The organism is Halomonas alimentaria, from assembly GCF_009902005.1.
Lineage (GTDB): Bacteria > Pseudomonadota > Gammaproteobacteria > Pseudomonadales > Halomonadaceae > Halomonas > Halomonas alimentaria.
Map to the genome: position 1 here is coordinate 2,842,640 of NZ_WUTT01000001.1, position 20,560 is coordinate 2,863,199.

A 20,560-nucleotide genomic window follows, 5' to 3' on the forward strand; every position below is an offset into this window, starting at 1 on the left:
CGTGCCGCACGCAGGGGGTACAGGAGATGCCGATGAAGTTGGCAGCATGGCGGGTCCTCCGGGCCATCCTGATGGCGCTGGGCACGGCGGTGCTGCTGGCGGCTCTGCTGTTGCTGCTCGCCAACCTCTGGGTGCTGGGAGAGACCCGTGAGCGTATCGAGCGTGATCTGCCGATGTGCCGTGCCGAACGGGTGGGCATCGTCTTTGGCACCTCACACTGGACCCGCAGCGGGGTCCGCAATCCCTACTTCGAGGCGCGCATGAGCGCCGCGGCGCAGCTGCTGAGCCTGGGCCGCGTCGACCACCTGCTGCTCTCCGGCGACAACCGCACTCTCTCCTACAACGAACCCATCACCATGTGGCGCGACCTGCGCGGCCGCGAGGTGCCCGAAACCGCCATGACGCTCGATTACGCCGGTTTCAGTACCTTCGATACCCTGGCCCGAGCCCGCCAGGTATTCGGCGTGGAGCGTGCACTGCTGGTCACCCAGGCCTGGCACCTGCCCCGAGCGCTGTTCATCGCCGAGGCGCTGGGCATCGAGGCCCAGGGCTGCGCGGTATCGACACGGGAGGTGAGGGGGCAGTGGCGGCTGGCGGCGCGGGAGTGGGTGGCGCGCCTGGCCACCCTGGGGGATCTCTATCTGTGGGGGCGTGAGCCCCACTTCCTGGGCCCTAGAGAGCCGCTGGTAATCGTGCCGCAGCGTCTGCCACCGCAGGGGTGGGCCGACGATACGCCGGGACCGCCAGCAGAGCGGCGCTGATCAGCAGCCCTCGGTGTCACCCAGAGCCTTCAGCGCCATTCGGGAATAAGCCTTCAGCGTCACTCGGACATAAGCCTTCAGCGCCATTCGGACAAGAGTGCTCAGCGCCGCTTGGGGCGGCTCTTCTGCAGCGTGTAGAGCTCGCGGATCAGCGCCCGGCAGCCCTTCCAGCACTCCTCTACCTTTGGCTCCAGGGCATCGGGCAGGGGGTGGGTCATCAGGTTGGAGAGTGCCTGCATCAGCACGCGTTCCTGCTCCAACAGCTCCCCGATCACCACCTGGCTCTCGTTGCCGACGAAGCTCTTCAGCCGGCTCCACAGCCACATGTAGTCGTCGCGCTCGACGTCGGCGTCCCGGGGCAGCATGTTGAGATGCTCCCGGGCGAGCTCCTGCAGCTCGCGCATCGACTGGCTGCGCGCCTCATAGTGCGGCTTGAGTGCGTCGCGCAGCGATGGGCGCAGGCGCTCCAGATTGTCCTGAAAGTAGTCGATGCTATCGGCCAGCGCTTCCAGCACGCTGTCCATCGCCACCTGGCGATTGTCGAGAAACATGAGCGGTCACCCCCTTTGGTGACGCAGATTGTGGCCGGGGAAACACTGTTTTGCTACCCCCGGACTGGAATAAGTGTGGAATCCGCGATGCCCATTGGGCCTGGCCTGTGCACAACTGGCAATTACCCCTTGGGCTTAGGCGGTGCCTTGCGGGCCGGGGCGGCATTCTTCTCCAGGTGTTCGATGATCAACCCGGCAATATCCTTGCCGGTGGCCGTCTCGATCCCCTGCAGCCCTGGCGAGGAGTTGACCTCCATGATCACCGGGCCGTGATTGGCACGCAGCAGGTCGACGCCGGCCACCCTCAGGCCCATGGCCTTGGCGGCGCGGATCGCCGTGGAGCGCTCTTCCGGCGTGATGCGGATCACGCTGGCGGTCCCGCCACGGTGCAGGTTGGAGCGGAACTCGCCATCGGCGGCCTGGCGCTTCATGGCCGCCACCACCTTGTCGCCGATCACGAAGCAACGGATATCAGCGCCGCGGGCCTCCTTGATGTACTCCTGGACCATGATATTGGCCTTCATGCCCATGAAGGCCTGGATCACGCTCTCCGCCGCCTGATTGGTCTCGGCCAGCACCACGCCGATGCCCTGGGTGCCCTCGAGCAGCTTGATGACCAGGGGGGCGCCCTTGACCATGGTGATCAGGTCGGGGATGTCGTCGGGGGAGTGGGCGAAGCCGGTGATCGGCAGTCCCAGTCCCTTGCGCGACAGCAGCTGCAGCGAGCGCAGCTTGTCCCGGGAGCGGGTGATCGAGACGTTATCGTTGAGCACATAGGTGCCCATCATCTCGAACTGGCGCAGCACCGCACAGCCGTAGAAGGTCACCGAGGCACCGATACGCGGCACCACCGCGTCGAAGGGCTCCAGCTCCTCCCCCTTGTAGTGGATCGAGGGGTTGTGGGCGGCGATGCTCATGTAGCAGCGCAGGGTGTCGACCACCCGGGCGGTGTGGCCGCGCGCCTCGGCGGCCTCCACCAGGCGCCGCGTGGAGTAGAGGTTGCGATTGCGTGACAGCAGCGCGATATGCATCGAGTAGCTCCGGGACGATGGGCCGGTCGGTTCAGGGTTCGCCGTGCAGGAAGGCGGCGCCGGGCGCCACCAGCAGGCGGCGCAGGGCGCGGCGGCCCAGCAGCATGGGGTGGCGCATATTGCGCCGGTCGGTCAGGGAGAGCTCCACCTGGTACTCCAGCGAGCCCAGGCGCATGGGCGTGCGGATCACGTAGCGCCACTCCTCCTGGCCGTTGGAGCTGCGCACCTTGCGGCGGTCGTGGAGGTGCATGCGAAAGACGTGGGGCGGTGTCTCGGGGCCCCCGCTGCGGGTGGTGAAGCTGACCCACAGGTGGCCGTCCTCCTCGAAGGACTCGATGTCCTCGGCGTGCAGCGCCGAGGTGCGTGCCCCGGTATCCGCCTTGGCGCACAGCACGAGGTGCATCTCCGGCAGCTCGACCATCTCGCGGCGGCCGATCACCGCCTTGGGGGTATAGGGCAGTTCCTTCATCATCGTCATGGGTCGTTCTCGCCTTCAGCGCGTCAGGGCCGCGAGCCGCCGGCCGATGGGCGAGTCGGCGGGCGCCTCGCGCAGGGTCATCAGCACCGGCAGTCGCAGCCTGGGAATCAGGGCCAGGTCGCGGGCCACTGTCATGAAGTCGGCCTGCTCGCAGCTGGCCAGGCGCTCCAGGTAGCGTGGCAGCCGCTGGCCATCCTCGAGCAGGGGCCAGCCGCGTGCGGCGATGGCCGCCAGCAGGTCGGGACCACAGGCGTGGGCATCGGCGAGCAGGCTGTCGAACCAGGCGCCGGCGGCCTCGCTTCCCGAGACGGCGCGCACACAGGCACACATGGCCTCCACGTCACCGGCCTCGGCGGCCGCCTCGCCCCGGGTGCGCAGGGCAGCGGCCAGCTCGCCATCGATGGCCACATGCTCCAGGCAGTAGCACAGCGAGATCAGTACCGCGTGGGGCAGGTCGGGAAGCCGCGCCACCAGCTGGCGGCGCTCCTCCTCGCCCATGCGCACCGCGAAGTCGGCCAGCCCCTGGAGGCCGAGGGCCTGCCAGTCGAGGGCCTGCTGGCCGCTCAGGTAGGCCTCCACCGGCTCCAGGTGCTGGCTGGCCGGACGGCCCAGGTCGTGACTGGCGCGGGCGTGCAGCATGGCCTGGAAGGGCAGCGAAGGGGTGAATGCCAGGGGATTGTCCTTCATCAGGTTATCCACCGCCTGGCCATCCTCGCGGCCGACGCTCCCCACGCTGCGCCCCAGGGTCTCGAGCAGCCGCTGCACGAAGGCATCGCGGGATGCCGGGTCGAGGCGGCCCTGTTCATCCAGGGGCAGCGCCAGGAACCAGATCAGCGGGTCCTGCATGTCACCCAGGCGAAAGACCAGACCCAGCCTGGCCTGGCCCTGCCAGGGGGCGGGCCAGGGCGTCGCGTCATCCTCCAGGGCCGCCAGGGTGGCCATCTCGCAGGGTTCCACGCGCCGGCCAAGGTGGTAGAGCCGCACCTCGGCACCGCTGCGCACGAAGAAATCGTGAAGGGTGTGGATGGGTTGCATGGCATCTCCGCTTGTCAGAGCGTGCACTCTACCGCGGCATCGATGGACTGTCAGCAGGTTCGCCGTGGATCCCGGGGCAATGGTCAAATCTTGACCGCCGGCCGCCGGCGCCCATGACATCGGGGCTGGCGAACTCTTTCCAGCGGTTATCCACAGCCCCGTTCACGGAAACTGTGAATGGGGGAGTGGACAGCGGTGCGACGGGTGGCCACTCGCCGCCGGGGGCGGGATAATGGCCCCACACCCGCATGGAGTTTCCCCGATGACGGTTCACGACGAACTCGACCAATCCCTGCGCCGGCTCGAGGCCACCATGAAGGCCGCCAACCTGTGGCGCATGGAGACGCCCGACCCCGCGGCGTTCGACAGCCAGCAGCCCTTCTGCGTCGATACCATGGCGCTGCCCCAGTGGCTGCGCTTCGTGTTTATCGCCCGCCTGGACGCCCTGGTGGAGCGGCGCGCCGCGCTGCCGGCAAGCTGCGACGTGGCCCCGGCGCTGGAGGCCTATCTCACCCAGGAGGGGGTGCGCGCCAGCGACCGGCTGCTGCTCTGCCAGGCGGTGGAGGAGATCGACCGCCTGGTCACCGAGAACTGAACCGGCCACCCAGTGGCCGGTTCGACGGATAGCCGGACCATAACGCAGCGGGGCCCGCCATTGGCGGGCCCCGCTGCGTTCGGTGTCGGCTGCGGATCAGAACCGGTAGCTGATGCCACCCATCACCACCACCGGGTCGATCTCGACCTTGCCGGCGTCAATGCCTGCGATCTTAGCGTCGGAGTCGATATCCATATACCAGACCGCGCCGTTGAGGGCCCAGTTGTCGTCGATCAGCAGGTCCACGCCCAGTTGGCCGACGGCGCCCCACGAATCATCAAACTCAACATCCACCTCTCCTACACCGGCAACAGTAGCCTTCTCATCGGAGAACTTGGTGTAGTTGACGCCCACACCCATATAGGGCTGCACATAGGCATCGGTGCCGCCCAGCGGGTAGTACTGCAGGGTCAGCGTCGGCGGCAGGTGGTCAGTAGAACCAGTCGCGGCGCCACCGCCGAGCGTAAAGTCATGGTCGAAGGGCTCGGCGGCCAGCAGCTCGACGCCCAGCTTGTCGGTAAAGCGATAACCCAAGGTAAAGGCGAAGGCGCTGTCGTCTTCCACATCAGTTTCCAGCCCGTACGCATCGATTGCGACCGCATCCAGCGAGCCGTTATCACTCTTGGGCTCGACCTTGGCCACGCCGACGCGGGTAAAGAAGTCGCCGGCGCCGTAAGCGAAGGCCTGGGTGCTGGCGGTGACGGCAGCGGCGGCGACGCTCGCCGCGATCAGGGTGGTGAGGGCACTCTTGCGCATGGTTTCGGCTCCTGCTGGCTCGGGTGCGGCACGACGCCGCAAGGGAAGATAAGTTCAGTGTAGCCGCGCTTCCCGCTGAGGGAGTTGATCCAGCGCAAGGAAATGATGCAGTGCGGTGAACTGCCACCTTTGGGGCCACCCTTGGCGTGGACTCGACGTTCGGAGAAGCGTAGCCGTCTGGCGACAGGTCGCCGAACTCGCCGCTATCGGCTTCACTTACGGGAGGACTAACCATGGAGGCGCCGGGATGGGAAACGCGAGCCCGCGGGACGAGAGCCGACTGACCCTGGTGGGACTGCTGCTGGCCGCCGGCCTGGCGGTATGGCTGCTGTTCGAGCCCGAGCTGATCGGTGCCCTGCCCATGCCGCTGAGGTTGCCGCTGGTGCTGCTGGGTGTTGCCACCCTGGGGGCGGCCTTTTCCGCCCCACTGGTGATGGAGAGGGCCAGGCGGGCGCCGTCGTCAGCCTGGCGGCTGGGGGCCCTGGTCGCCTTCACCCTGCTGCTGGCGGGACGGGCGCTCTCGGGGTAGACCGGCCCGCCGAAAAACGCCGCTAACGCAGCGGGCCGCCCGAGGGCGGCCCGCTGGTGGGAAGGGGCAGGCGAGGGCCTGCACGGTGTGGGTGGGATGGCGCGAGGGGGATACCCTCGCGCGTCTTGCCTGGCCTACTCGGCCGTGGCCAGCAGGCTGGCGTTGCCCCCCGCCGCGGTGGTGTCGATGCACAGGTGGCGCTCCACCACGTAGCGCTCCGGGGCGATGGCCTGGGTCTCCAGCGGCACGATGGCGCCTTCGCGCGCGGCCAACGCCAGGCGCAGCTCGCGGGTCCAGTCGCTGGTGCCGGCCGCGGCGACGCTGGCGATGCCCGCAAGCTCGGTCAGCGTCTCGGCCGCCACGCTGCCGTCGAGGCCGGCGACCGGTGCTCCCGCCTCGACCAGCGGCCCCACCGCCTGGCTCGCCCCCGGGGCGACCACCAGCGCAGGGGAGCCGCAACCGAGTGCCTGTACCGCCTGGGCGATGGCGATCTCCAGGGTCGGGCCGAGGCACAGCACCATGCCCTTCGGGTACATCGACAGGCGGTTGCTTTCCCCGGTGGGCCCGGGCAGCGTCTGGGGCGTCATGTCCAGCGCCGCGGTCTCGGCCAGCGCCTTGCGGATCACCCCGCCCTTGCCGGAGAGTGCGCGACGCAGCACCTCCACGCGATCGGGGCGCGCCGACCAGTTGCGCGCATCGAGGCCATCCAGCGCCGCCTGCAGCGCCTCCTTGCCGATGGCGTCACCCTCGGGCGCCGCGAGGCGCTCCTCCCGGGCGGTACGCCGGAAGCGGTTGACGTAGAGCGGGCCGCCCGCCTTGGGGCCGGTGCCCGAGAGCCCCTCGCCGCCGAAGGGCTGGGAGCCGACGATGGCGCCGATCTGGTTGCGGTTGACATAGATGTTGCCCACGTGGATGCGCTCGACGATCTGCTGCACGCGGTCGTCGATGCGGGTGTGCAGGCCGAAGGTGAGGCCGTAGCCACGGTCGTTGATGGTGTCCACCACCTTGTCGATGTCGCGCGCCTTGAAGGTGGCCACGTGGAGCACCGGGCCGAAGATCTCGCGCTCGAGGTCCTCGATCCCGCCGACCTCGACCACGGCGGGGGTGACGAAGGTGCCGACGTCCGGCGCAGGCAGCTTTTTCAATACCTTGCCGGCCTTTTCCTTCTCCGCCACGTAGGCGCTGATGTCGGCCTGGGCCTCGGCGTCGATCACCGGCGAGACGTCGGTGTCGGTGTTCCAGGGGTCGCCGATGGTCAGCGCGTCCATGGCGCCGTCGAGCATATGCAGTAGCCGCTCGCGCGCCTCCTCCTGCACATAGAGCATGCGCAGCGCCGAGCATCGCTGGCCGGCCGACTGGAAGGAGGAGATCAGGATGTCGCGCACCGCCTGCTCGGTCAGCGCCGTGGAGTCCACGATCATGGCGTTCAGGCCGCCGGTCTCGGCGATCAGGATGGCATCCGGCCCGGCGTTCTGTGCCAGGGTCTTGTGGATGATCTGCGCCACCTCGGTGGAGCCGGTGAAGCAGACCCCAGCGATGCGTGGATCGCTGGTCAGCGGTGCGCCCACGGTCGGGCCATCGCCGGGCAGCAGCTGCAGCGCCGCCTCGGGCAGGCCCGCCTCGCGCATCAGCTCGACGGCCCGCGCGGCGATCAGCGGGGTCTGCTCGGCAGGCTTGGCGAGCACCGCGTTGCCGGCCGCCAGGGCCGCGGCGATCTGGCCGGTGAAGATGGCCAGCGGGAAGTTCCAGGGGCTGATGCAGACGAAGGTGCCCCGAGCGCTGCCGGGCTCCTCCGTCTCCAGCCGCTCGCACTCGTTGGCGTAGTAGCGCAGGAAGTCGACCGCTTCGCGCACCTCGGCGATGCCGTCGAACATCATCTTGCCCGCCTCGCGGGTGCAGATCACCGTCAGCTCGGCGATGTGCTCCTCGTAGAGGTCGGCGGTACGTCGCAGTACCTCGGCGCGGTCGGCCACGGGGCGCGCCGACCACTCCTGGAAGCCCGCCTCGGCGGCGTCGAGGGCGGCCGTCACCTCCTCAGGCGTGGCCTCATGTACCTGGCCGACGACCCGGGTGCCGTCGGCGGGTGAGAGGGCATCACGGGCCTCGCCCCGGGGCGCGGGGCTACCGGCCAGCATGGGGCCGGCGCGCCAGGTAGTGTCGGCGAACGCCTCGCGGGCCTTCAGCAGCGGTAGGATGGAGGCGGGCTCATTGATGCGGTAGCCACGGGAGTTTTTCCGGTCAGGTGCGAAGAGCTCGCCGGGCTGGCGGATCATGGGGCTGGCAATGGTGTCGCCCAGCTCGAGCAGACCGGCCACCGGGTCCCGGGCCACCTCGCTCGGGGGGATCGAGTCGTCCACCACCTGGTTGACGAACGAGGAGTTGGCCCCGTTCTCCAGCAGGCGACGCACCAGGTAGGCGAGCAGGTCGCGGTGGGCGCCCACCGGGGCGTAGATGCGGCAGTGGGTCCCCTCGGTCTCCTTGACGATCTGGTGCAGCGATTCGCCCATGCCGTGCAGGCGCTGGAACTCGTAGCTGTCCTTGTCGTCGCCCGCCATGGCCACGATGGCGGCGCAGGTGTGGGCGTTGTGGGTGGCGAACTGCGGGTAGATGCGGTCCCGCCGCTCGAGCAGGAGCCGCGCACAGGCCATGTAGCTGACGTCGGTGTTGACCTTGCGGGTGAAGACCGGGAAGGTCTCGACGCCCATCTCCTGGGCCAGCTTGATCTCGGTGTCCCAGTAGGCGCCCTTGACCAGGCGTATCATGATGCGCCGGTCGTGGCGCTCGGCGAGGTCGTAGAGCGCCTCGATCACCGGGGCGGCGCGGCGGCCGTAGGCCTGCACCACGATCCCGAAGCCGTCCCAGCCGTCGAGGCTGGGGTCGGCCATCAGCGCCTCGATCACGTCCAGCGAGAGGTCCAGGCGGTCCTGCTCCTCGGCGTCGATGTTGAAGCCGATGTTGGCCTTCGCTGCCTGCTGCACCAGCTCCTTGGCGCGCGGCACCAGCACCTCCATCACGGTCTCGCGGTGGGTGGTCTCGTAGCGCGGGTGCAGCGCCGAGAGCTTGACCGAGATGCCGGGGCTGCCACGCACGTCGCCCTTGGCCTGCTTGGCGATCGCCGCGATCGCCGCGGCGTAGGCCTGGTGATAACGCAGGGCGTCCTCGTCGGTGCGAGCCGCCTCGCCGAGCATGTCGTAGGAGTAGGTGTAACCTTGCTTCTCGAGGTCACGGGCATTCTTCATGCCCTCCTCGATGGTCTGGCCGAGCACGAACTGGCGGCCGAGGATGCGCATCGACTGGCCGACCGCGGTGCGGACCACGGGCTCGCCCATGCGTCGCACCAGGCCGCGCAGCGCGCGCACCGGCCCCTTGGGATCGTCGTCGAGCACCTTGCCGGTCAGCATCAGCGCCCAGGTCGAGGCGTTGACCATCGATGACGAGGATTTGCCCAGGTGGGCTCCCCAGTCCGACGGCTCGATCTTGTCGTGAATCAGGTCGTCGATGGTCTCGGCATCGGGGACCCGCAGCAGGGCCTCGGCCAGGCACATCAGGCCGACCCCCTCGGCGGTGGAGAGGCCGTATTCGGCCAGGAATGCCTCCATCATCGAGGGGGAGGTCTCCTTGCGTACGCGGGCCACGTATCCCGCGCCGGCCTCGGCGATCCGGCGGCGCTCCTCCTCGGAGAGTCGGAGTTGCTCCAGCAGACCCTTCAGCACGCTGGCTTCATCAATAGAGTAGTGGTCGCGGATACGCGTACGCAGGGCGTTCTCGACCGGCTGGGGACCCGGGTTGGCGTGGTTCATGGTTGCTCTCCTGCAAGTGGCCCCGCGTGCGGGGCCACATGACATTGCTTGGTTCAGCGCGGAACCTGCCCTGACCTAGCGCTCGATATGCTGATATTCACCGGCATCGGCGGTGGCGAGGCTCACCACCATGATGGCCACCCAGGCCGCGATGAAGCCGGGGATGATCTCGTAGACACCGGGTCCGCCCATGAAGGAGCCGTTCCAGCCCAGCGAGATCCAGATCATCACGGTGAGGGCACCGACCACCATGCCGGCGATGGCGCCGGCGCCGTTGGTGCGCCGCCACATCAGCGAGAGGATGATCAGCGGGCCGAAGGCCGAGCCGAAGCCTGCCCAGGCGTTACTGACCAGGCCCAGCACCTGGGAGTCGGGGTTGGAGGCGATCATCACGGCGACGATGCCCACCAGCACCACGCACAGGCGACCGATCGCCACCGTCTCCTTGTCGGAAGCCTGCTTGCGCAGGAAGAGCCGGTAGAAGTCCTCGGTCAGCGACGAGGAGGAGACCAGCAACTGGCTGGAGATGGTGCTCATGATCGCTGCCAGCAGCGCGGCATACAGGAAGCCGGTGACCAGCGGGTGGAACAGCAGGTCGGCGAGGATGATGAAGATGGTCTCCGGGTCCTCGACATCCATGCCGTTGCGCACGGCGAAGGCGCGGCCGAACAGGCCCAGTGACACGGCGCCGATCAGCGAGATGGCCATCCAGGACATGCCGATGTTGCGTGCCACCGGAACCTCCTTGAGGCTGCGGATGGCCATGAAGCGCACGATGATGTGCGGCTGGCCGAAGTAGCCCAGGCCCCAGGTCACCGCGGAGAGCCAGCCGATGATCGTCAGGCCCTCGGTCCAGGTGAGCAGGGAGGGGTCCACCTCATTGAGCGTCTGGGAGGCCTGGGCGAAGCCGCCGCCGCCCTCACCGAAGAGCACCACGGCGGGCATGATCACCAGCGCCAGCATCATGATGCAGCCCTGCACGAAGTCGGTCAGGCTGACGGCCAGGAAGCCACCGATCACGGTGTAGACCAGCACGATGCCCAGGGTGATGACGACCCCGGCGCTGTAGTCGCTCATGCCGCCGAAGTTGAACACCCCGGCGAAGGCGCTCTCGAACAGCTTGCCGCCCGCCACCAGGCCGGAGGCGGTGTAGACCGCGAAGAACACCACGATGACGACCGCCGACACGGTGCGCAGCGACAGGGCGCGGGTCGGGAAGCGGTTGGCCAGGAACTCGGGGATGGTGATCGCGTTGCCGTAGTGGACCGTCTGTTCACGCAGACGCGGCGCCACCAGGGTCCAGTTGAAGAAGGCGCCCACCAGCAGGCCGATGCCGATCCAGGCCGAACCGAGGCCCGACACGAACATGGCCCCCGGCAGGCCCAGCAGCAGCCAGCCGCTCATGTCCGAGGCCCCCGCCGACAGCGCGGCCACCTTGGGGCTCAAGCCGCGGCCCCCCAGCATGTAGTCCTCGGAGGACGAGGTAGCCTTCTGCATCGCATAAACGCCGATGGCGATCATGAGTACGAAGTAGCCCAGCAGGCTGATCCATACACCAGTTTCCATGAAAACTCTCCAGTTCATCAGGGTGGAGCTTGGCTCCAAGTGGTTGGTGCCAGTGCCGAGGGGTCGGCAGTCGGACACCACTTTATTGACCTTGTTGTATCGATCTCGCCACGCCCGGATGTTCCGAGGCTTGTTGGCGGTGTCTTCCGGTGGTGGCCTCCTGTGATGTCAGTCGGTTCGTGTGGCGTCCGGGGCTGGACCCCCTCTCCGGCCTCGCCGGCGCCATGAGGGCGAAGCTCTTGCAGCCTGGCCTGCCCCTGACTGTAGGTGTCAGGCGCCGATGATGCTTATGGATTCCGCGGGAGTTGTTGCGAAAACCGCGGTAATTGCCCGACGATGGCGTCAGATGGTTAGACTTTTGTCTTAATTCGTGGTGAGGGAGCGGCGCGTCCCAGCGCGCCGGCGGTGGGCCGGGACGTGGCGGCCAGGCGCCCACGCAGGCGGCTCGGTGGCTGGCCATACGCCTCGCGACAGGCGTGGGAAAGCGCGCTCTGGGTGCTGAAGCCGGTGAGGGCGGCGATCTCGGCCAACGGCAGCCGGCTCTCGTCGAGCAGGCGCCGGGCAGCCTCCAGGCGCCGCCGGCGCACGAATTGCCAGGGTGTGAGACCGGTCTGTTGACGGAAGCAGTCGCGGAAGTGCGACTCGCTGAGGCACGCTTCTCGGGCCAGGTCGGCGACGCTCAGCCGGCGGGCAAGATGCGCCTCGATGAAACGCTCGAGTCGCTCCAGGTCGAGTCGCGGGGCAGGCGGCGGTTCATCACGGGCCAGGCGGCTGTGCAGGCAGCCCAACAGGGTGGCGGCGAGGCGCTCGCCCTGCTCGTGGTCGTGGGCCGAGTGTTCGAGTTCCAGCAACAGGAATTCCAGGTAGCGCTTGAGCGGGTCGTCCAGGGTAAAGAAGCGGGGAGCATCGAACAGCCGGGAGAGCCGCTGCTGGTGCCCGGTCAGGGCCACGGATCGGGTCGGCAGGTCGAGAATCAGCTGGCGGTTGTCGCCGGTGCCTGCGTAGTAATGCACATGGTTGGCCGGCACGATGCAGCCGGAGAGCGCCGAGATGGCGCCGCCCAGCCCCTCGATCTCGAACTCCGCGCGGCCGCGAAGGCCGATAACCACCTGATGGAAGTCATGGGCATGGTGGTGGGTAGCGGTATCGAGGGGAATCTGGCGGATCACGCTGGGCATGGCGGCCTCCCTCAGGCTGGCGGGCGAAGTGACATTTTACCTCTTGCGGCAGGATGTCTCATTCCACGCTGCGTTGACGCTCGCGCAGGGCCTGGCGGCTCGCCAGGTGGGCGCGCAGCGCCTCGAGCTCGCCATGTCCCGTCGCGTCCAGCAGCGGCTTGCCGCGGGCGGCGCGGCCGTGGTTGCCGTGCTCTTCCATCAGGCGCTGGGCACGGCGTCGCACGCCATCCAGATAGTCGTCGTGACGGATCGGGTAGCCCATGATGGCGTTCCATTCACTCTCGTTCACGCGGCCCTCCAGGGCCTGGTCGAAGAGCGTCAGCAGCTGCTCGGGGTCGGTGCGAAAGCGCGGCGTGCCGGAAAGCAGCAGGAGTCCGACCATGCCACCGAAGATCAGCAGGCAGACGGCGAAGACCAGCAGGAAGAGGGCCATGGCAAGCTCCATCGTGACCCCGTGTATCGGGGAAGGGAGGGCCACGGAGGGCGGGAAGAAACTGGAGCGGGTGAAGGGAATCGAACCCTCGTCTTAAGCTTGGGAAGCTTCTGCTCTACCATTGAGCTACACCCGCGATACCGAATCGATAGTAAAACCAACCGCTTAGCCATGCAAGCCCGAGCCGGTGGTTTTTCCGGGATGGCGGCGTGGCGGCGCCAAGCGGCTGTTTTACCAAGGGCTATTCCCGGCGAGGCAAGAAAAATTCGGTTGTGTCGCGAACTTTTTCTCCAGCCGCTGTCTGATCCTGTACAGCCAGTCGCAATAGCAGTCGCTAACACTGTTGCCCCACTGGCAGTTTCGATCGCATCTTGGCCGCCTCCTTCGAGGCGGCCTTCTTTCTGGTTCATCGCATTTTGCCGGGAAACGCGGCACGGATCTTCAGGAAGAAGTATTCCGTGTCGCGGTACCCATAGGCCTACTCGGATTTACCGCCGTTTCTCTATCCCGCCGTCGCCTAAGAGTACTTCGTTTTCACGCCAGTCTGCGAAGAACCAGAAAAATCGCCCCCATGGCCTGGCCATGGGGGCGATTTACATTAGACTGCTATCCAGTTTTCAGCTTAGGAGCTTTCCACATAGGCGCCCATCGCCCGCATCCGTGATTCGAAGCTCGCCACGTTGTCCACAAGGTCGTCTGGGCCGAACGCCACGCACTCGGCGAGCAGCGTCTCCACCAGGGTGATGGCGGAGAGGATCGACGGGAAGAAGTGCGGTGTGGCGTTGGCGACCGGGAAGGTGATGGTGGCCCCCGGCACCAGCGGCGAGCGCAGGGTGTCGGTGATGACGATGGCGCTTACCCCCGCCGCCCGGGTGATCTCGAGAGCCCGCATGGTCTCGGCGCAGTAGGGCTCGAACCCGAACACTACGACCACGTCCCCCTCGCCGAAGGGCGCAAGCTCGGTAAGCAGCCCCCCCTCCTGGCCGCGGATCAGCTGGATATTGGGCATGGCGATGCGCCCCACATAGGCGAAGTGGTAGGCGCAGGCGAAGGTGTCACGAAACCCCACCACGGCGATCCTGTCGGCCCCCAGCAGCAGCCGGGCGGCCTCGCGCACCCGTGCCTGGTTGTCCGCGGTAAACAGCCGCCCGATATTGTCGAAGGCGGCATCCCCCACATCGAGGAACACCTGGTCATCGGTCTGGCTGGCCAGGCTGCGCAGCTGGCTGGCGCGTCCGGAGAGCTCCACCGGGCCGGCCTGTACCGCCGACTGGAACACCTCACGAAACTGCTCATAGCTGTCGAAGCCCAGGCGCTTGGCCAGGCGCACCAGTGACGAGGCGGTGACCGCGGCCGCCGAGGCCGACTTGCGGATCGACTGGAAGGCGATCTCCACCGGGTGTTCCAGCACGTAGCCTGCGGCCAGCTTGAGCTGCGGGCTGAGCTCGGGATAGGCCTCGGCGAGCTGCTGGTTGACCGCGTCCAGGCGGCTCGGGCCGGCGTCCACCGGGGCGTCGTCTTGGCGATCGTTTTCCAGCACGGCGGTCTCCTGAGTGGTCGTGGATGAGGCAGGGGCGCGCATTGTAACCGATGTGTTCGGCAGGGTGGTGAAACAATCGTTTCTGTAGATCAATTCATGTGGCACGCACGTGTTGACCATAGGGCGGCCCTTGGTTAGGATGCAGGCAATACAAGCGTGCTGAAAACTCATCGATAATGACACGTTTGTTTTCAGTGGCGGAAACGTCCGTCACCCGTTATTGATCGCCGCGTTATTGATCACCACCATGCCGGAGCGCTTTCGACACCATGAGCCATGCCGCCTCGTCAGACCCCGAGACCCTCATCCTTCGCCGCCACGGCCAGGTGCAGGAGATTCGCCTCAACCGACCCCATCGCCTCAACGCCGTGACCCAGGTGCTCTACGACGAGCTCAATGATGCCCTGACCGTGGCCGAGCAGGATCCCGAGGTGCGCGTGGTGGTGATCACCGGCGAGGGGCGTGCCTTCTGTGTCGGCGCCGACCTCAAGGAGCACAAGGCCGGGCGCACCGCCTTCGATCGCCGCCAGTACCTGCAGGGCGAGCAGATCGTCTGCAAACGCCTGATGCAGATGAAGACCCCGGTGATTGCCGCAGTGAATGGCTTCGCCCTGGGTGCCGGGGCCGAGATCGCCCTCGCCGCCGACTTCCTGCTGATGGCCGACAGCGCCCAGATCGGCCTGCCCGAGGTCTCCATCGGCAACTTCCTGGGCGGTGGTGTCACCTGGCTGTTGCCGCGCCTGGTCGGCCTGGCCAAGGCTCGCGAACTGGTCTTCCTGGGGGAGCGCATCGACGGTCTCGAGGCGGTACGCATCGGCCTGGCCAATCGCCACTATCCCGATGAGGACTTTCTTGACGCCGCCCTGGCATTTGCCGAGAAGGTCGCCGGCAAGGCGCCGTTCTCCATGGCGCTGGCCAAGGAGCAGCTGACCATGTCCGGCGAGCGTACCCTGGATGCCTGCCTGACCGCCGAGCTCGAGGGCATGATGTTCGTCGGCACGACCCGGGACTGGCAGGAGGGCATCGACGCCTTCGCCGAGAAGCGCGCACCGCGCTTCGAGGGCCGCTGACACACGGCGCCACCCGCCGTCGAATCTCTATCGCCCGGCCACCGCCGGGCCGGAACCACACCCGTCATTCGCCCCCGAGGGCAAGGTCAGCCAGCATATGAATCCCATCGAAGGACACCTCGCCACCCGCAGCCCGCTGCACGACATCCTGGCCCCCAGCGGCATCGCCGTGGTGGGCGCCTCCGCCGATCCCACCAAGCGCGGCTACAAGGCCATGGTGGGCCTGATCAAGGATGGCTACCGGGGCGAGATCTACCCGGTCAACCCCAAGGCCGACATGATCCTCGGGGTCAAGGCGTGGCCCTCGGTCACCGCCATCCCCGGCAATCCCGAGCTGGCGCTGATCTGCACCCCGGCACCCTCGGTGCCCGGGCTGATCGCCGAGTGCGGCCGGCGCGGCATCAAGGGGGCGGTGATTCTGGCCAGCGGCTTCGCCGAGATCGGCGAGGAGGGGGCCGAGCTCGAGCGAGAGATGATGGATAAGGCACGTGCCCACGGCGTGCGCATCATCGGCCCCAATACCTCGGGCATCTTCAACCTCCACCACAAGGTCAACCTGCTGTCGCTGGACAACGTCAAGCCCGGTGACGTGGGGATCATCTCGCAGTCCGGCAACATGCTGCTGTCGCTGGCGCTGGAGGCGCAGTACAACGGCCAGGTGGGCTTCTCCACCTATGTCGGCCCCGGCAACCAGAGCGATATCGGCTTCAACGACTACCTGCGCTACCTAGGCGAGGACCACCACACCCGCGTCGCCACCCTCTATGTGGAGGGCTTCCGCGACGGGCGCAAGTTCCTGGAGGTGGCCCGCGAGGTCGCCGCCATGAAGCCGGTGGTGGTCTACAAGTCGGGATCCACCGCGGCGGGCCAGAAGGCGGCCAGCTCCCACACCGGGGCCCTGGCCGGCAGCTACGCCATGACGGTCGACCTGCTCAAGCAGTCGGGTGTCAGCGTGGTCCACCAGTCCGACGAGATCCTGCCCGTGGCCGAGGGGCTGGGGCTGCTGCAGAAGGCGCGCGGCAAGCGGGTGGCCGTCGTCTCCGACGGCGGCGGCCAGGCCACTATCGCTTCCGACCGCCTGACCGAGGCTGGACTGGAACTGGCCGAGCTCTCCGAGGCGACCCGGGCGAAACTGCGCGAGGTGCTCTTCCCCCAGGCCTCCACCGTCAACCCGGTGGACGTGGCCGGCTCCACCGATGCCAATCCCTCGCTGCTGGCCACCTGCATGGAGATCGTCGCCGCCGATGACAACGTCGACAGCGTCTTCCTGGTGGGCATGTTCGGCGGCTACAGCCAGCGCTTCGCCGAGTCGCTGCTGGGTGACGAGATGCGTGGCGCCGAGGCGATGGTGGACCTCTCCAATGCCACCGAGAAACCGCTGGTGATCTACAGCCTGTATACCCCGGTCAAGCCGCCGGCGCTGCGTCGCCTGCACGAGGCGGGGCTGCCGGTCTACGCCTCCATCGAGCATGCGGTGCGCGTGCTCTCGGCGCTGGGCGAGCGTGGCCAGTATCTGGCCCAGTACCATCGCCAGAGTCGCGAGCGCAGCGTGGAGCCGCTTCCCGAGCTCAGCGCCATGTTCCAGCAGGCCCGGGCCGAGGGAAGGGACCTCTTCGAGTACGAGGCCAAGCGCCTGCTTCGCGACCACGGCATCGAGGTGCCGCTGGAACTGGTAGTGCGCAACGAGGCGGAACTGGTGGATGCCGCAGGTCGTTTTGCTGGAGAGAGTGGCGAGACACCGTTGGCCATGAAGGTGGTATCAAAGGACATCCTGCACAAGTCCGATGCCGGTGGCGTGAAGCTCAACGTGGTAGGCGAGGCCGCGATGCGGGATGCCCGCGAGGCGATCCTCGCCTCCTGCCGTGAGTACGACGCCAGCGCCGAGATCGAGGGCGTGCTGGTCACCCCCATGGCGAAGAAGGGCGTCGAGGTGATCCTCGGGGTGATCCGCGACCCCATCTTCGGCCCGGTGCTGATGTTCGGCCTCGGCGGCATCTTCGTCGAGATCCTCGAGGACGTGGCCTTCCGCTCGATCCCGCTCTCGCGCCACGACGCCGAGTCCATGGTGGAGCAGATCAAGGCCAAGAAGATCCTCGGTGGGGTGCGCGGCGAGAAGGCGGTGGACAAGGCCTCGCTGGTCGACCTGCTGCTCAAGGTGTCGCGCATCGTCGAGGCCTACCCGGCACTTGCCGAACTCGACCTCAACCCGGTGATCGTCAACGCCGACGGCTATGCCGTGGTGGATGCCCGGGTTATCGTCGACCGTGACGCCGAACCCACCGACAAGGACGCAGACGCATGAGCCAGCACCAGCCGCAACTGACCGACGCCCGCCTTACCCTGGAAGGGCGAGTGGCCACCCTGACCCTGGACCGACACGATGTGCGCAATGCCCTGACCGGCACGGCCCTGGTCGATGACATCATCGCCGTGGCGCAATGGGTCAACGCCTGCGACGAGGTCTCGGTACTGGTGATCACCGGCGCCGGCAGCGCCTTCTCGGCCGGCGGCAACGTCAAGGACATGGCCAGCCGCGGCGGCGACTTCGCCGGCGACGTGGCCGAGGTGTCGGCGCGCTATCGTCGGGGCATCCAGCGCATCCCGCTGGCGCTTGCCGAGGTGGAGGTGCCGATCATCGCCGCGGTCAACGGCCCGGCCATCGGCGCCGGCTTCGACCTGGCCAACATGGCGGATATCCGCATCGCCTCCTCCCGCGCGAAGTTCGGCGAGACCTTCCTCAACCTGGGAATCATCCCCGGCGACGGCGGTGCCTGGTTCATGCAGCGCCTGATCGGCTATCAGCGCGCCTTCGAGCTGACGCTCTCGGGCCGGGTGATCGACGCCGAGGAGGCGAAGGAGTACGGCATCGTGCTGGAGGTGACCGAGCCCGAGGCGCTGATGGAGAAGGTGGGCGAGCTGGCCGGCCGCATCGCCGCCCAGCCGCCAAAGGCGACGCGCCTCACCAAGCGGCTGATGAAGATGGCGCAGCGCACCGAGCTCAAGGATTTCCTCGACCTCTGCGCGGTGTTCCAGGGCATGTGCCACAACGAGCCCGAGCACTTGGAGGCGGTCAACGCCATGCTGGAGAAGATGGCGAAGTAACGCGGGTCAACCTCCTGATTTCCGCTGATGCTCTGAGCGAGGGGCGCCGGGGACAAGTCGGAGGGGAGGTCCTACGCCAGGGATGGCGTCGGTAGCGCCCAAGGACGGGTTTACAGCGCCTCCCCGAAGGCTTGTCCCCGGAACAGCCTCGAGCGGAAGAAAAAACACTTGTCGCCGAGGTGCCTGCCTGGCGATGCTGGGGCCATCCGATCTCACAGGGAGGTGAACCGATGGCCGACAGCACCTTGGTCTTTATCGTGCTCGGGCTGACCCTGGTCGCCTTCGTCTGGGGCCGCTTCCGCTACGACCTGGTGGCGCTGGCCGCGCTGCTCGGCTCGGTGATCCTCGGCTTGGTGCCCGGCGATGAGGCCTTTCTGGGCTTCGGCCACCCGGCGGTGATCACCGTGGCCGCTGTGCTGGTGCTCAGCCGCGCCTTCGAGCACTCCGGCGTGGTGGATGTGATCGCCGACCAGGTGCTCAAGGTGGGGGAGCGGCTCTTCCTGCAGCTGGCGGCGCTCACCGGTACCGTGGTGGTGCTCTCCGGCTTCATGAACAACGTCGGGGCGCTGGCACTGCTGCTGCCGGTGGCCATGCGCCTGGCCCGGGAGCACGACACTTCACCATCGCTGCTGCTGATGCCGCTGGCCTTCGGCTCACTGCTGGGCGGTCTCACCACCCTGATCGGTACTCCACCCAATATCATCATCGCCAGCTACCGCGGCGACGTCACCGGCGAGGGCTTTGGTCTGTTCAGCTTCACGCCGGTGGGGGCCACGGTGGCCCTGGCGGGACTCGCCTTCATACTGCTGATCGGCTGGCGGCTGGTCCCACAACGGGCGGGCAAGGCCTCCACGGAAGCGATGTTCGATACCGCCCACTACCTGGTCGAGCTGCGTGTCGGCGAAGACGCCAAGGCCAACGGCCTGAGCCTGCGTGAACTCCAGCAGGAGCTGGAGGAGACCATCCCGGTGCTGGCCGTGGTGCGCGACGACAGGCGCCGTGCCGGCCACGCCTTCTTCGGCACCCTCAGGGAGGGCGACATCTTGCTGATGGAGGCCGGCCCCGAAGAGATGAAGTTGCTGGAGGAGAAGGCCGGCCTGAGCCTGGGCCAGGACGCCGAGGAGGAAGAGCGGGAGGAACAGAACGAGGAGGGTCGCGTGGCGAGGCCTCCTCGTGAAGACGCGACCGGGGATCAGGCCGGGGACAGGGAGACGGACAAGGATGAACGAAAAAAAAAGAAGGAAGAGAAGCGCGGCGTGGACACCGAGGGGCTACAGCTGATGGAGGCGGTGGTGCGCAACGACTCCATGATGGTCAACCGCACCGTGACCCAGCTGCGCCTCCACAACCAGTTCGGCCTGCACCTGGTAGCGGTGGCCCGGGACGGCGGCCGCCTCAAGCAGCGCCTGCGCGAGATCCGCTTCCGCCCGGGGGACGTGCTGCTGTTGCAGGGTGGCGAGAGCGAGCTCGCCGAAAGCTTGGCGACCCTGGGTTGCCTGCCCCTCGCCCGGCGCGATCTCCAGCTCGGCCAGCCGCGTATGCTGCTGGTGTCGCTTGCCATCTTTGCCGCCGCCATCCTGGCCATCCTCACCGGGGTGCTGCCCGCGGCGGTGGCGCTGGCCACCGCCGCGCTGGTCTCGCTGCTGGTGGGGGTGCTGCCCCTGCGCGAGGGCTACCAGGCCATCGACGGACCGGTGATCGTGCTACTCGGTGCCATGATCCCGGTGGGGCAGGCGCTGGAGACCAGCGGCGGCGCCGCGCTGATCGCCGAGGCGATGCTCGCCTGGGGTAGCGAATGGCCGGTGGTGGTCACCCTGACCGGTCTCTTCGTGGTCACCATGATGCTCTCCGACGTGGTCAATAATGCCGCGGCGGCGGTGCTGATGGCACCCATCGCGGCGAGCCTGGCCAATGGCTTCGGGGTCTCCCTGGATCCTTTCCTGATGGCCGTGGCAGTCAGCGCCTCCTGTGCCTTCCTGACCCCCATCGGTCACCAGTCCAACACCCTGGTGATGGGCCCCGGTGGCTACCGCTTCGGCGACTACTGGCGCATGGGACTGCCCCTGGAGGCGGTGATCACCCTGGTGGCCATCCCCATGATCCTGCTGGTGTGGCCGCTGTAAACGAATCGCCCC

The 20,560-nt window shown here is 67.5% G+C and carries 17 protein-coding genes and 1 tRNA gene; 7 read left to right on the forward strand and 11 right to left on the reverse strand.

The annotated features are described in order from the left end of the window. The first annotated feature begins 32 nt into the window (after nt 1–32). Entirely contained in the window at nt 33–761 is a 729-nt protein-coding gene (locus GRB96_RS13425) for a SanA/YdcF family protein (RefSeq protein ID WP_240894170.1), read from the forward strand. Between the two features lie 101 nt (nt 762–862). Here GRB96_RS13425 and GRB96_RS13430 read toward each other — a convergent pair whose 3' ends face one another. The 4 genes from GRB96_RS13430 to GRB96_RS13445 form a co-directional block, all read right to left on the reverse strand. After that, nucleotides 863–1,312, reverse strand: a complete 450-nt coding sequence (locus GRB96_RS13430) for a hypothetical protein (protein WP_161432611.1) — start codon at nt 1,310–1,312, stop codon at nt 863–865. Nucleotides 1,313–1,434: 122 nt separating this feature from the next. Next, nucleotides 1,435–2,343: a 30S ribosomal protein S6--L-glutamate ligase gene (rimK, locus tag GRB96_RS13435; protein ID WP_161432612.1), complete on the reverse strand. Its 909-nt coding sequence runs from the start codon at nt 2,341–2,343 to the stop codon at nt 1,435–1,437. A 31-nt stretch (nt 2,344–2,374) separates the two neighbouring features. Beyond that, nucleotides 2,375–2,812 carry an ATP-dependent zinc protease family protein gene (locus GRB96_RS13440; RefSeq protein WP_161433130.1) on the reverse strand — a complete coding sequence of 146 codons (438 nt, stop codon included), beginning with the start codon at nt 2,810–2,812 and terminating at the stop codon, nt 2,375–2,377. A 24-nt stretch (nt 2,813–2,836) separates the two neighbouring features. Beyond that, on the reverse strand, nt 2,837–3,856 hold the full coding sequence (locus GRB96_RS13445) for a DUF3549 family protein (protein WP_161432613.1): 1,020 nt from the start codon (nt 3,854–3,856) through the stop codon (nt 2,837–2,839). A gap of 262 nt (nt 3,857–4,118) precedes the next feature. Between GRB96_RS13445 and GRB96_RS13450 the strand changes: the two genes are divergently transcribed. Then, a complete protein-coding gene (locus GRB96_RS13450; RefSeq protein ID WP_161432614.1) occupies nt 4,119–4,451 on the forward strand; it encodes a YqcC family protein in 333 nt (110 codons plus the stop codon). Nucleotides 4,452–4,547: 96 nt separating this feature from the next. On the opposite strand, the gene GRB96_RS13455 is transcribed toward GRB96_RS13450, so the two are convergent. Further along, entirely contained in the window at nt 4,548–5,207 is a 660-nt protein-coding gene (locus tag GRB96_RS13455) for an OmpW/AlkL family protein (protein WP_161432615.1), read from the reverse strand. Between the two features lie 247 nt (nt 5,208–5,454). Between GRB96_RS13455 and GRB96_RS13460 the strand changes: the two genes are divergently transcribed. Next, nucleotides 5,455–5,736 carry a hypothetical protein gene (locus GRB96_RS13460; protein WP_161432616.1) on the forward strand — a complete coding sequence of 94 codons (282 nt, stop codon included), beginning with the start codon at nt 5,455–5,457 and terminating at the stop codon, nt 5,734–5,736. A gap of 134 nt (nt 5,737–5,870) precedes the next feature. Here GRB96_RS13460 and putA read toward each other — a convergent pair whose 3' ends face one another. The 6 genes from putA to GRB96_RS13490 form a co-directional block, all read right to left on the reverse strand. Further along, nucleotides 5,871–9,536, reverse strand: coding sequence for a bifunctional proline dehydrogenase/L-glutamate gamma-semialdehyde dehydrogenase PutA (gene putA / locus GRB96_RS13465; protein WP_161432617.1), 3,666 nt, complete (start codon nt 9,534–9,536; stop codon nt 5,871–5,873). Between the two features lie 75 nt (nt 9,537–9,611). Continuing rightward, nucleotides 9,612–11,102: a sodium/proline symporter PutP gene (gene putP, locus GRB96_RS13470; protein WP_161432618.1), complete on the reverse strand. Its 1,491-nt coding sequence runs from the start codon at nt 11,100–11,102 to the stop codon at nt 9,612–9,614. Nucleotides 11,103–11,452: 350 nt separating this feature from the next. Further along, entirely contained in the window at nt 11,453–12,280 is an 828-nt protein-coding gene (locus tag GRB96_RS13475; RefSeq protein WP_161432619.1) for a helix-turn-helix domain-containing protein, read from the reverse strand. A gap of 58 nt (nt 12,281–12,338) precedes the next feature. Then, complete coding sequence (locus GRB96_RS13480) at nt 12,339–12,713, reverse strand: hypothetical protein (RefSeq protein WP_161432620.1); 375 nt, start codon at nt 12,711–12,713, stop codon at nt 12,339–12,341. A gap of 62 nt (nt 12,714–12,775) precedes the next feature. Beyond that, nucleotides 12,776–12,849: transfer RNA gene (locus tag GRB96_RS13485), tRNA-Gly, on the reverse strand. 486 nt (nt 12,850–13,335) lie between these two features. Beyond that, complete coding sequence (locus GRB96_RS13490; protein WP_338074042.1) at nt 13,336–14,253, reverse strand: MurR/RpiR family transcriptional regulator; 918 nt, start codon at nt 14,251–14,253, stop codon at nt 13,336–13,338. Nucleotides 14,254–14,522: 269 nt separating this feature from the next. Here GRB96_RS13490 and GRB96_RS13495 point away from each other — a divergent pair, with 269 nt between their 5' ends. The 4 genes from GRB96_RS13495 (at nt 14,523) to GRB96_RS13510 (ending at nt 20,548) form a co-directional block, all read left to right on the forward strand. Beyond that, entirely contained in the window at nt 14,523–15,323 is an 801-nt protein-coding gene (locus GRB96_RS13495; protein WP_161432622.1) for an enoyl-CoA hydratase/isomerase family protein, read from the forward strand. 97 nt (nt 15,324–15,420) lie between these two features. Further along, the gene (locus tag GRB96_RS13500) at nt 15,421–17,625 is read left to right on the forward strand and encodes an acetate--CoA ligase family protein (RefSeq protein ID WP_161432623.1); all 2,205 of its coding nucleotides are present in this window, start codon (nt 15,421–15,423) and stop codon (nt 17,623–17,625) included. Next, the gene (locus tag GRB96_RS13505; protein ID WP_161432624.1) at nt 17,622–18,425 is read left to right on the forward strand and encodes an enoyl-CoA hydratase-related protein; all 804 of its coding nucleotides are present in this window, start codon (nt 17,622–17,624) and stop codon (nt 18,423–18,425) included. The genes GRB96_RS13500 and GRB96_RS13505 overlap by 4 nt, the downstream gene beginning before the upstream one ends. A 230-nt stretch (nt 18,426–18,655) precedes the next feature. Beyond that, nucleotides 18,656–20,548: an SLC13 family permease gene (locus tag GRB96_RS13510; protein ID WP_161432625.1), complete on the forward strand. Its 1,893-nt coding sequence runs from the start codon at nt 18,656–18,658 to the stop codon at nt 20,546–20,548. Nucleotides 20,549–20,560 lie beyond the last annotated feature (12 nt).